This is a genomic window from Photobacterium japonica (assembly GCF_050337005.1).
Lineage (GTDB): Bacteria > Pseudomonadota > Gammaproteobacteria > Enterobacterales > Vibrionaceae > Photobacterium > Photobacterium japonica.
Map to the genome: position 1 here is coordinate 16,270 of NZ_JAKJSN010000064.1, position 11,638 is coordinate 27,907.

The window sequence follows — 11,638 nt, forward strand, 5'->3', positions numbered from 1 at the left end:
ACGCACCTCTCCGCCTTCAACCGCCAATACCAACACAAACACCAAGGCGTCTCACCGCAGTGCTTGTCAGCAAAAGGAACAGCGATGAACAACATAACGATACTGCCCGGTAAACTGACTTTACAGCAGCTTCGAGACATCGCCCACCAAGGCGTGACACTGTCACTTAATGAGAGCGCCTACCCTGCCATGCAAGCCAGTACGGCAGTCGTCGCTAAGATCATTGCCGATGACAAGATTGTCTATGGCATTAATACCGGCTTCGGCTTACTGGCTAACACCCGTATTGCCGTGGACGATTTGGAGACCTTACAGCGCAGCATTGTGCTGTCACACGCGGCCGGAATTGGCGCTTACATGGCCGATCACACCGTGCGTTTAATGATGGCGTTAAAGATTAACAGCTTAGCACGGGGCTATTCCGGTATTCGTCCCGTGGTTGTTGATGCGCTGATCACCTTGATCAACGCGAAAGTCTATCCTTGTATTCCTCAAAAAGGCTCTGTGGGTGCATCTGGCGACCTCGCCCCGCTCGCCCACATGAGCACCGTCTTGCTGGGGGAAGGTGTGGCACGCCATCAAGGCGAAATCATCAGCGGTGCTGCTGCATTAAAAATTGCTGGCCTTGACCCTATTACGCTCGCCCCCAAAGAAGGGCTGGCCCTGCTTAACGGCACGCAAGCCTCAACGGCATTTGCACTGGAGGGCTTATTTGCCGCCGAAGATCTCTATGCTGCAGGCACCGTGTGTGGCGCGATGTCGGTTGAAGCTGCATTAGGTAGCCGTAAACCGTTTGATCACCGCATTCACCATGCACGAGGCCACCGCAGTCAGATAGATGCCGCCATGGCGTATCGCCATGTACTCGAGACAGATAGCGCCATAGGCCAATCCCACCAACAATGTGACAAAGTACAAGACCCCTACTCGCTGCGCTGTCAGCCGCAAGTGATGGGCGCATGCCTGCAACAGATCCGTCATGCCGCGGATGTGTTAGCCGTCGAAGCGAATGCGGTTTCCGATAACCCGCTCGTATTTGCCGATGATGGCGACATCCTTTCTGGCGGGAACTTCCATGCAGAACCCGTCGCCATGGCGGCCGATAACCTTGCGTTGGCCATTGCTGAAATCGGCAGTTTGGCAGAACGCCGCATAGCATTATTGATCGACAGCGGACTGAGTAAACTCCCGCCGTTTTTAGTGGAGAATGGCGGTGTGAATTCCGGCTTTATGATCGCGCAAGTCACTGCCGCCGCACTGGCCAGCGAGAACAAAACGCTCGCCCACCCCGCGTCCGTCGACAGCCTGCCAACGTCGGCCAATCAGGAAGATCACGTCTCAATGGCGACCTTTGCCGGTCGTCGTTTGAGAGACATGAGTGAAAATACCCGTGGGATTTTAGCGGTGGAATTATTAGCCGCCGCACAAGGGATCGATTTTCGCCATCCGCACCGCAGTTCAGCACGTATAGAACAGGCCAAAGCCATGTTGCGGGCACGTGTCAGCTTTTACGATAAAGATCGGTATTTTGCGCCTGATATCGAAAAAGCCAATCAATTGCTGAAAGAAGCCCACTTTAATACCCTTATGCCAGCTTCGTTATTACCGAGTTTAGGCTAACACCTTCACTGACTTTTGAAGAAAAACCTAGGCAGGAAACAGACACACGCTGCCATCTCTTTCCTGCCAGTGTGTAAAACCTTGATAGGCGCACAATTATTTATGCAGTAAATAGACTACTATGTTCAAGAGTCATCTACTTATTGTGGTTTCGTGGAGGATATATGTGGCAAGCGATTTCTCACCAACTCTCCAACGTGTTGAATAAACCCTTCAAAATTAACGAGAAGGACGTCATTGAGGGCGGTGACATTAATGAATGCTATTGCATCAGTGATGGTCACGAGCGTTTTTTCGTTAAACTCAATGACCGAGAGCTATTAACAGTTTTTGAAACAGAAGCTGAAAGTTTACGTATCCTTAGTGAAACCGACTGTATCCAAGTCCCCTACCATATCCACGTCGGAACCAGTAAAGACAAATCTTTTCTGGTTTTAAATTACCTGCCCACAAAAGTATTAACAGATGACTCCGCCTACCAGTTAGGTGCACAACTTGCCCATTTACATGCATGGGGGGAACAAGCGGAATACGGCTTTGATTTTGATAATTACATCGGCCTGACTCCTCAACCCAATCGCTGGCGTCGCCGTTGGTGCCGCTTTTTTGCTGAACAACGTATTGCATGGCAATTACAACTTTGCCAAGAGAAAGGCATGGTGTTTGGCAATATCGATGAGATTACCAGTAGCGTGATTAAGCTGCTCATGAATCATCAACCCAAACCGTCATTACTGCATGGTGATCTTTGGCATGGCAATACCGCCGTCACAGTCACGGGGCCAATTATTTTTGATCCCGCCAGCTATTGGGGGGATCGTGAATGTGATATTGCTCTGACCGAACTGTTTGGTGGTTTCCCTGCCAGCTTTTATGAAGGCTACCATTCCGTTTGGCCGCTGGATGAAGACTATGAAACACGCAAAGATCTCTACAACCTTTATCATGTGCTCAACCACTGCAACCTGTTTGGTGGCAGCTATATCGCTCAAGCCGAGCAGATTATAGAAAAATTGGGGTTAAATCCGTCGCCATCCTAACGAAATACGGACAGTTGTGGTATTTTTCGCTATCAAGGACAACGAGCACGCATGCCATACACGGCATGCGTGACGTTTATTAATGATAGCTACGACAACAAGGTGATCCTCATGCCGGTGTTGTCGCGACTCACGAGTACCTCATCATGCTACAAGCTGCTATTTTTGATATGGATGGCCTGTTGGTCGATTCTGAACCCTTCTGGCAACGTGCACAGGTTGATATTTTCTCTTCGCTCGGCGTTAACATCACACAACAAGATACCCACCAAACCATCGGTTTGCGCATCGACCATGTTGTGGCATTTTGGTACAGCAAGCAACCTTGGGAAACCCACGATATTGCCACGGTAACAGAGATGATTGTCAGCCGAGTAGAATCCCTCATCCGCGAGCATAAGCCAATGCTACCTGGCGTGATTGAAGCGATTGACCGGTGTGAAGCCCATGGCCTCAAGATTGCGTTGGCTTCCTCGTCCCCCATGCGCCTGATCGAATCTACCCTCGATGCCCTCAACTTAACGGGCCGATTCGCCGCCGTGCTTTCTGCTGAGCCATTACGCTTTGGCAAACCGCACCCAGAAGTGTACATCAATGCTGCTGATGCCTTAGGCGTTCCTCCCCACGCATGTGTGGCGTTTGAGGATTCTGTCAATGGTCTGCTTGCAGCCAAAGCGGCACAAATGAAAGGCATTGCGATCCCAGAACTGGCCTATGCCAATGATCCTCGCTGGGCCATTGCCGATCGTAAACTTAGCTCGCTACTCGAAGTAAATAGCGACGTCCTTAATAGCCTTTGTTAATTCGCCGCTAAGAATATGATGCAAAAAGAGGAATACTTTTTTTGCATCTTTTATTTATATCCCTACGCTCGTGCGTGTCATGCTGAAATAAGTAAAAATGTCCCCATCTTGACCGCTAAATTTTCATTATCATCCACATAAAAATAAAAATAGCCAGACGCGTCATCGCATTCTATTTTTTTACATCACGCATTATTTAAAAACTCGCCACTGACTCAAAGTTTATAGTTAATTTTAAGCGGAAACGAACGGCGGACGCTAAAATTACCGCTATGAGTTAAGTCGATGGTTACGGCTTTATCTTCTCTTCTCATTCGTACCTAAGGAGCTGATGATGACCCATTACACTGAGCAAGCCGTGGTATGCCCGCACTGTGGACACAACATCCGCATTACGTTAGATGCCAGCCAAGGCAGTCAGGAGTTTTATGATGATTGCCCTGCGTGTTGTCATGCTATTCACCTTAATATGCAGGTAGATGAACTCCACAAAACCATCAATTTATTTATTGATGCCGATGATGAACAGATTTTCTAATGTTAACACCGCTCACATAACAAAAAGGATTGCGTGATTCATTCACACAATCCTTTTTCTGTTTTTATTTCAATGTATTCTCTGCATTTCTGCAGATATTTCTAACGATGTCGCTTCTGTATTATTTATTCGTCGCGCGCCGCTAATACACGTTCAACCGTATCAACAATCGCTTGTGTTTGCGGATCAATTTCAATATTGACCACATCCCCTTCGCAACGCTCACCCAACAAGGTGCGCTGCAATGTTTCTGGGATCAAATGCACGCAAAAGCGTTGTGCTTCAACCTGACCAATCGTTAAAGAACAGCCATCGATACCGATGTAACCTTTACGTAAAATGTACTTTGAATAGTCCTTCGGTAGCGTAAACCACACCGTGCAATTGTTTTCTGTCTTTTCAATCGCACAAATCTCCGTGGTCGCATTGATATGACCAGACATCGCATGACCGCCAATCTCATCACCAAACTTGGCCGCACGCTCAATGTTCACCTTACTGCCCACTTCCACCATACCAAGGTTCGTCACGGCCAACGTTTCTTGCATAAGATCGAACGATACCCGATTGCCGTCGATACGAGTGACGGTTAAACAACAACCGTTATGCGCCACAGATGCACCGATTTGCAGCCCTTCACACATCACGCCTTCAAGCACAACGACGTGGGTTTGGAAGGCGGCTTTTTTTTCAATCGCGACAACCTGTGCCATCCCCTGAACGATGCCCGTAAACATATTTCTCCCCTTCTCTTTATCGGCTAATACTGTCGCCAAATAGTACCATAACCACGATTATCCTGAGCATACCGTGTTTTCAACCGGTCAAAATGCATAATTTTGCGCACACAGCAGTGACATTCCACGGTATCTTCCGTCTTATTCATCGTTAAAAAGCATTGTTTAACAGCGCGTTAAGTCGGCCACTAAAAAAACGTTACAATCTTTACGGGTTTTCGTTATTCAACAATTGTATCAATGCAAACTGTCGTTATAATTCACGCGTTTATTATCCTCTATTCGGGAGCCATCCGTGCACAATTACAGGCGTGAAACACGTCATCTTCTTAAGCTCGCCATTCCGGTGCTTATTGCTTCTGTTGCTCAAACCTCTATGGGGTTTGTTGATACCGTTATGGCCGGTGGCGTCAGTGCTACTGACATGGCTGCGGTATCTGTGGCGGCGAGTATTTGGCTTCCTTCAATCCTCTTTGGTGTTGGCCTGCTAATTGCCATCGTGCCGATTGTGGCCACGTTAAATGGTTCCGGTAAAAAAGACCGTATCCCTTTTGAGGTGCAGCACGGCTTTTTGCTCGCAGCGTGTATCTCCTTGCCAATCATGTTCGTGCTCTACAATGCCGGCGTGTTGATTGACATGATGGATGTAGAAAAAGCCTTGGCGGAAAAAACCATCGGCTATCTGCACGCGGTTGTGTTTGCGGTGCCTGCGTTTTTGTTCTTCCAAACCTTAAAGAGTTTCTCTGAAGGCCTGTCCATGACCATTCCGGCCATGGTGATCGGCTTCATTGGCTTGGGAGCAAACATTCCGCTGAACTGGATTTTCGTTTACGGTAAATTCGGCGCGCCAGAAATGGGCGGTGTCGGTTGTGGTGTTGCAACCGCCATTGTGTATTGGCTGATGTTCTTCTCCATGCTGATCTACATCAAGCTGAATAAGCGTTTGAACCGCGTAGGCCTGTTTGCGCAGTGGCATAAGCCGCAGCTCAGTGCCCTTACACGTCTGTTCAAAATGGGTTTACCGGTTGCTGCGTCCATTTTCTTTGAAGTCTCACTGTTTGCAGCGATTGCCTTACTGATTTCACCACTGGGTTCTATCACTGTCGCGGCGCATCAAATCGCCAGTAACTTCTCTTCGTTAATCTTTATGATCCCGATGAGTCTTGGAGCGGCATTGAGTATTCGTGTGGGTCACCTTATGGGACGACAGGAGTTATTTGAAGCGAAGATTGCCAGCCGATCCGGTCTATTAGTGGCCTTGTGTGTCGCGATGATGACCGCAACAGCCACTGTGATTTTCCGCGAAGCCATTGCTTTGATGTACACCGATAACCCAGAAGTGATCATGATTGCTGGCCAGCTGCTGTTCCTTGCGGCCATCTACCAATGTACCGATGCGATTCAAGTGGTCGCTGCTGGCGCTCTGCGTGGCTACAAAGACATGCGCGCGATCTTCATCCGTACCTTTATCGCGTACTGGATTTTGGGCTTGCCGATCGGTTACATCTTGGGGATTACCGGGTGGTTCTTGCCTCCTATGGGGCCACACGGTTTCTGGATCGGCAATATCATTGGTCTGACAGCGGCGGCTATCATGCTGGCGACTCGTCTGTATTGGGTACAGCGTCAGGACAACGATACACAGATTGCGATGTCACTACGCTAAAACAATCGCGTACGGTGTAACAGTGCACACTCACAAGGCGGCCTATTGGTCGCCTTGTTCATTTCCTGCGTATAATTTTGTTGTTCCTATTATTGCTGTGCCAGCACAACATGAGAGCCTCCTTTACGCATGCGATTACCTTATTTTCAACGCCTCAACCTCCAGCCTTTCACCCTGCGCATTATCGATAATGGGCGACTGATGCTGTGCGGGCTAGCTATCACATTGCTGGCGGGGTGTGACCGTCACTCTGCTGACGCACAATTTGATACCTACCAAGCTCGCTTAGCTAATGTGCTGGATGTATCTGCCCAGTCACCTGATAACATTGAGACCGTTCCGTTTCCGGATACACGAGACCTCATGCTGCCAGTAGAAGACATACGGATAAATTTACTCGATGCGTATGAATTACGGCAATGTGGGCTCTTTAACCTGATTGCCGAACGCAATTCTATTCTCGGGAAAGTGCAGGATAAAACACGCCAACTGCGTTATGAGTTATTGTTCCTCCATGGATTGCAGCACTGCTTAACCGTGTTGCCGGACGACACGGATCTCTATGCCACGCTATTAGATTACCAAACGAAGAAACAACAACAGTTCCCTATATCACTGTGGAATATGCTCACAACCGGCAAGGAATGGCGTCAGCAGTTCACCTTGCACTACCAGGCATTTACCCCGCAACAACTGTACGGTTTCAATGCATCGCTTGCCGCTTTTTCCTACGCACAACACCTCGCCACTCACATTGCCGCGCACAACAGCATCAGCGAAAAACAAGCGAACCGCGTTCTGTTTCATCAAGAACAGCTCCACCCTTACCACTACTTTGGCCAGTTGGCCTATTCCATTGAACATGCCACACTATGGCTCAACACCATCACAACCCTGTTGACCAACCACGAGGCGGCGATTCTGTGCGGTGAAAATCGTAACCAACAGAAGGCGACCTATCTCTCTAACGTGTTCTATAAACACTTTGTCAGCACCTTGCAGCCTTATCTCGCCGAACTCGACTCACAATATCAGCAAATCCAACCGTTTTTACTGATACTCTTGCGCCCACCTCGCACCATTGATGCCCCATCATTATCGCGCTATTACCAATATTATATTGCTGGTGAACAACATCAGGCATTTCGTGACGCAACACTGGCGCATGTCGACTTTTGGAAACGCACGTTCAAACGCTGCAATATCCGCGTTGGCATCCGCTGATCACACTTCATCGACAGACCACAAAGAATTCACACCTTGAGCTATATTCAAACGCCATATCACTTTATGATGGAAGAATATACGTTAAGGATGGCAGGAAGCGATGATGAAAAAGCACAAAAATGAAGCCAAGTTGCTAAAGAAAGCAATGGAATTAGGCATGGCTTTTGCCAAGAAACAAGGATATGGCGACCTCGATAAGTCCGTCTCACCCAAAGATAAAGTCGAGTGCATTTACCGCCTGCTGGTGGAGGCCAAACAAATTACCCCGCTCGCAATTGACCAAGAAGAGGGGCCGAACATGAAGCATAAATTGGTACTCTGGATTTCACGCCTGCTACCGCCTGATCACGAACTGCTGCAATAATTCTCTGGTTTTTCTCGTATCACTTTTTTTCTTATCAAAAAACTGGCGCGTTAGCCTCACGGTTAACCGCCATGCCTGTCTTCTCCTTTTTACCCCCTATTTCCCTCCCTCTCTCCCCTTTTTCTGCATTAAATATACCCATAAACAATCCTCAATTAACAATTAAGACACTGCTATGTTGATGACGCATAATGCGTGCGCTACCGTATTGTGATGGAATCAATACAAGAGGGAACAATATGCGCCGTGTTGTGTTTAATCAAAAGGGCGGAGTGGGCAAGTCCAGTATCACCGTCAATCTAGCAGCAATGAGTGCTGCACAGGGGTACAAAACATTACTGATCGATTTAGATGTACAAGGCAACAGCAGCCACTATTTAGGGTTTGATGTTAACGTCGACAATAAAAAATCCATTGCCGATTTACTCAACCAGACCGTTGGTTGGTTCTCCATGTCGACGCCCATCAAAGCGTTCCCACAACCCACACGCTACGAACATCTCGATATCATTCCATCCAGCCCCAAACTGGAAAAAATCGAGTCTGAATTAGAGCGCCGATACAAAATCTACAAACTCCGGGATGCGCTCGATGAACTCGCGAACAGCTACGACAGAATTTATATTGATACCCCACCCAATTTGAATTTTTTCAGTAAAGCAGCACTTATTGCGGCCAATAAATTGCTGATTCCTTTTGATTGCGACAGCTTTTCACAACAAGCTTTACTCACTCTGTTAAACAACGTTGCTGAACTGAAAGAAGACCATAACCCCAAGCTGGACGTTGAAGGCGTGATTGTGAATATGTTCAATGCACACGCTAAATTCCCGAACATGATCATTGAAGATCTGAACGATCTTGGCTTGCCGGTGCTTAAACCCTACCTTCCTTTGTCCATTAAAATGAAAGAATCACACTATCACCAAACGCCTTTGATTCATTTTCTGCCTAAACACAAGCTCAGCCTGCAATTTCAGGCGCTCTTCCACACACTCGAAGCCATTAAAGCGCCAAGCAAAACCGACGCATAATAAAAAAGCCCACTGCAATGACAGTGGGCTTCATAACATCAATCACTCATTAGTCAGTGACTCTTTAACCATTAGTCGATCGTGAGCTGGCCATTATTCAGCAAGTCATCAATGAAGGTGTTGGCATTCACGCTACCCATGTTCTCCATGACAATCTGTTGCGTCACATCTTTGCCGCCAGCGCCATCGGTATCAACGTGAATAATGATATTGTTACCTTCTTGCGTCACTGACAGGTACTGATCCAATGTACCGGCCGTTTCACCTTGCAGTAAATCAGACAAGTCAAGAATATCCGCCTGATCATTCGTGCTGGCATTACCCATGGTAAAGTCTGTGATGATATCCACTGCGACACCATCATTTTCACTCGCATCAATGTGGTTCAATTCAACATCATCACCTGACAACCAGCGGAAAATGTCTTGGCCTTCACGACCTTCTAGTACATCACCAAAATGTCGTCCGTCAGCTTGACCTGCACCGCCTCCATATTGCTGACCATTAACGCCACCAATGATGACATCATCCCCCGAACCACCAATAATATGGTCATTACCGGCCGCACCATCAATCACTGCACCCATTGTAGGGTCATAACTATCAGGAGCTTTAACCGATCCCGCAATTGGGTGACCGTTTTCATCGAACGTTGAACCATAGGCATACGTCATTTGGTTATTCACAACATACAGGTTGTCATCACCGCCTTCACCTTGCGCATCTACCGGCTCTGGTACGTCATTGACCGCATATTCAAACTCTGTGATGCCAACATTACCCGCTTCATCTTGTGACTTTATAACATACCCATCAGTAAGTGATGCCCCGTTGCCTGACACCATTGTGACCCAAGTTTCATAGTCATTCAGACCCGCATCAATACCCGCCTGAGTCATACTGATTACCCCGTCTGCATTAATGGCAAAGTACCCATCATGACTGACAGAATTAAATGTATTGTTATAGAAGAAGCCGACATCAACGATATCTGTTTCAGTACCAGACAACACATTTCCGAGTTCCTGACCCGCCACCAACGTATTTTCATCAAATCTGGCTGTCACATCCTTGGCCGATAAATCTGTATCAATGGTCACGACCAATGGGTTGTTTTTATCAGAGGTCGATGTATTTCCGGCTTTATCCACCACATCAATCGTAATTTCGTAACTACCATCGGGTAACTGTGTATCGGGCTGGTAACGCCATTCACCATTAACGAGTTGAATCCCCCCCGTCAGTTCCCACTGACCATTCACCCAATTCGCTTCAGCGGTAATAGCCTCGCCACCGCCAACGGGGGTTAAGGTCACCGTAATGGAATGAATATCGTCATCAATGCCATCCAAATTGATCTGTGGCTGATCGTTACTGGTCAAGTTATCTGTATTGCTGAAACCCTTATCACTTGTTGAATCCAAATCTGCCACTGGCGTGGAAATGATCAAGTCAACTTCCGCATTTTCCGTCACAGTCTGTGAGGCATTACCTGCTTGGTCCGTCACTTGCGCACTGATCTGTACACCGGTAGTCACACCTGAGCTTGGGTCGATATCACCAATACTGGCTTCCACCTCAATTCCATTGAGTAAGTCCTCCGCCGTCACCGTGCGATCGACCAATACAGTGCCATCAATATCCGTGATTACAATACGATCACCCACTTCGGTACCCGACTGTAAGCTCACAATCGCCGTTACCGTATCAGGTTGACCAGCGCCGACTTCGTCAATATTGAAGATACCGTCTTCGTTCCCGTCATCTTGGAATTCAATCGTGGGTGCGGGTGGTGGCGTCTTATCAACTTCCGCCGAATCCGTTACCACAGACGATGGGTTACCCGCAGCATCCACGACTTGTGCACTCACTGAAACGCCGTCTTTACCCGCGACCGTGCCTACTGACACTTCAACTTGAATGCCATTGTTCAGGTCGTTTTGTGTGACCTCTCGATCAACAAGGATTGTGCCATTAGTATCTTTAATGATAATACGATCACCCACTTCAGTACCCGGCTGCAACTGAATGTCTGCCGTCACCGTCGCTTCATTCCCCGCCGACAACTCATTAATGTTGTACACGCCGTCGCCATTGGTATCGCCCAAGAGATCTACCGTTGGAGCAGGTGCTGCCACTGAATCAACCAAGGCATTGTCACTCGCTTCTGGTGAAGCATTGCCTGCTGGATCGGTGACCTGCGCGGTGACTTCCACCTTTTCACCGACCACGGATACTTCAACTTGAATACCGTTGGTGAGGTCATCTTGAGTCACTTCACGATCAACCAGCACATTGCCGCTGGTGTCGGTAATGACAATACGATCGCCCACTTGCGTACCTTGGGTCAAAGTCACTTGCGCCGTCACGGTGCCATCAGCGCCGAGTTCGTCGCTGTTGTAGATACCGTCACCGTTGGTGTCACCCAGTAACTCAACAGAAACTGTCGGGCCTTCACTGTCTACCAAGGCACTGTCATTGGCCTCAGAGGTATTCCCGGCAGGGTCTGTCACCTGTGCCGTGACATCCACCGTTCCGCCGACCACGGGCACTTCGACTTGAATACCGCTAGTGAGGTCATCTTGAGTCACTTCGCGATCAACCAGCAC

Annotated in this window: 10 protein-coding genes; 8 read left to right on the top strand and 2 right to left on the bottom strand. The window is 48.1% G+C overall.

The annotated features are described in order from the left end of the window. Nucleotides 1–84 precede the first annotated feature (84 nt). From hutH to L4C36_RS20200, 4 genes are all read left to right on the top strand, one after another. Nucleotides 85–1,620, top strand: coding sequence for a histidine ammonia-lyase (gene hutH, locus L4C36_RS20185; protein WP_428479593.1), 1,536 nt, complete (start codon nt 85–87; stop codon nt 1,618–1,620). 164 nt (nt 1,621–1,784) lie between these two features. After that, on the top strand, nt 1,785–2,660 hold the full coding sequence (locus L4C36_RS20190) for a fructosamine kinase family protein (protein ID WP_428479594.1): 876 nt from the start codon (nt 1,785–1,787) through the stop codon (nt 2,658–2,660). A gap of 146 nt (nt 2,661–2,806) precedes the next feature. Beyond that, nucleotides 2,807–3,463: a hexitol phosphatase HxpB gene (hxpB, locus tag L4C36_RS20195; RefSeq protein ID WP_428479595.1), complete on the top strand. Its 657-nt coding sequence runs from the start codon at nt 2,807–2,809 to the stop codon at nt 3,461–3,463. 334 nt (nt 3,464–3,797) lie between these two features. Then, nucleotides 3,798–4,001 carry a CPXCG motif-containing cysteine-rich protein gene (locus L4C36_RS20200; protein ID WP_428479603.1) on the top strand — a complete coding sequence of 68 codons (204 nt, stop codon included), beginning with the start codon at nt 3,798–3,800 and terminating at the stop codon, nt 3,999–4,001. Between the two features lie 125 nt (nt 4,002–4,126). On the opposite strand, the gene L4C36_RS20205 is transcribed toward L4C36_RS20200, so the two are convergent. Then, complete coding sequence (locus L4C36_RS20205) at nt 4,127–4,738, bottom strand: riboflavin synthase subunit alpha (RefSeq protein WP_428479596.1); 612 nt, start codon at nt 4,736–4,738, stop codon at nt 4,127–4,129. A 295-nt stretch (nt 4,739–5,033) separates the two neighbouring features. On the opposite strand from L4C36_RS20205, the gene L4C36_RS20210 reads away from it, so the two are divergent. The 4 genes from L4C36_RS20210 to L4C36_RS20225 all read left to right on the top strand — a co-directional run bounded on the left by L4C36_RS20210 (nt 5,034) and on the right by L4C36_RS20225 (nt 9,029). Further along, nucleotides 5,034–6,404, top strand: a complete 1,371-nt coding sequence (locus L4C36_RS20210; protein WP_428479597.1) for an MATE family efflux transporter — start codon at nt 5,034–5,036, stop codon at nt 6,402–6,404. A gap of 129 nt (nt 6,405–6,533) precedes the next feature. Then, complete coding sequence (locus L4C36_RS20215) at nt 6,534–7,628, top strand: DUF3080 domain-containing protein (protein WP_428479598.1); 1,095 nt, start codon at nt 6,534–6,536, stop codon at nt 7,626–7,628. A gap of 106 nt (nt 7,629–7,734) precedes the next feature. Next, a complete protein-coding gene (locus L4C36_RS20220) occupies nt 7,735–7,995 on the top strand; it encodes a DUF5062 family protein (protein ID WP_428479599.1) in 261 nt (86 codons plus the stop codon). A 239-nt stretch (nt 7,996–8,234) separates the two neighbouring features. After that, entirely contained in the window at nt 8,235–9,029 is a 795-nt protein-coding gene (locus L4C36_RS20225; RefSeq protein WP_428479600.1) for a ParA family protein, read from the top strand. A 71-nt stretch (nt 9,030–9,100) separates the two neighbouring features. Here L4C36_RS20225 and L4C36_RS20230 read toward each other — a convergent pair. Beyond that, the coding region (locus L4C36_RS20230; RefSeq protein WP_428479601.1) for an Ig-like domain-containing protein at nt 9,101–11,638 on the bottom strand (2,538 nt) is incomplete at its 5' end.

Bases quoted from the DNA above. Each gene is read 5' to 3' on its own strand.
- hutH (WP_428479593.1), top strand. From the start codon at position 85: ATGAACAACATAACGATACTGCCCGGTAAACTGACTTTACAGCAGCTT.
- L4C36_RS20190 (WP_428479594.1), top strand. From the start codon at position 1,785: ATGTGGCAAGCGATTTCTCACCAACTCTCCAACGTGTTGAATAAACCC.
- hxpB (WP_428479595.1), top strand. From the start codon at position 2,807: ATGCTACAAGCTGCTATTTTTGATATGGATGGCCTGTTGGTCGATTCT.
- L4C36_RS20200 (WP_428479603.1), top strand. From the start codon at position 3,798: ATGACCCATTACACTGAGCAAGCCGTGGTATGCCCGCACTGTGGACAC.
- L4C36_RS20205 (WP_428479596.1), bottom strand. From the start codon at position 4,738: ATGTTTACGGGCATCGTTCAGGGGATGGCACAGGTTGTCGCGATTGAA.
- L4C36_RS20215 (WP_428479598.1), top strand. From the start codon at position 6,534: ATGCGATTACCTTATTTTCAACGCCTCAACCTCCAGCCTTTCACCCTG.
- L4C36_RS20220 (WP_428479599.1), top strand. From the start codon at position 7,735: ATGAAAAAGCACAAAAATGAAGCCAAGTTGCTAAAGAAAGCAATGGAA.
- L4C36_RS20225 (WP_428479600.1), top strand. From the start codon at position 8,235: ATGCGCCGTGTTGTGTTTAATCAAAAGGGCGGAGTGGGCAAGTCCAGT.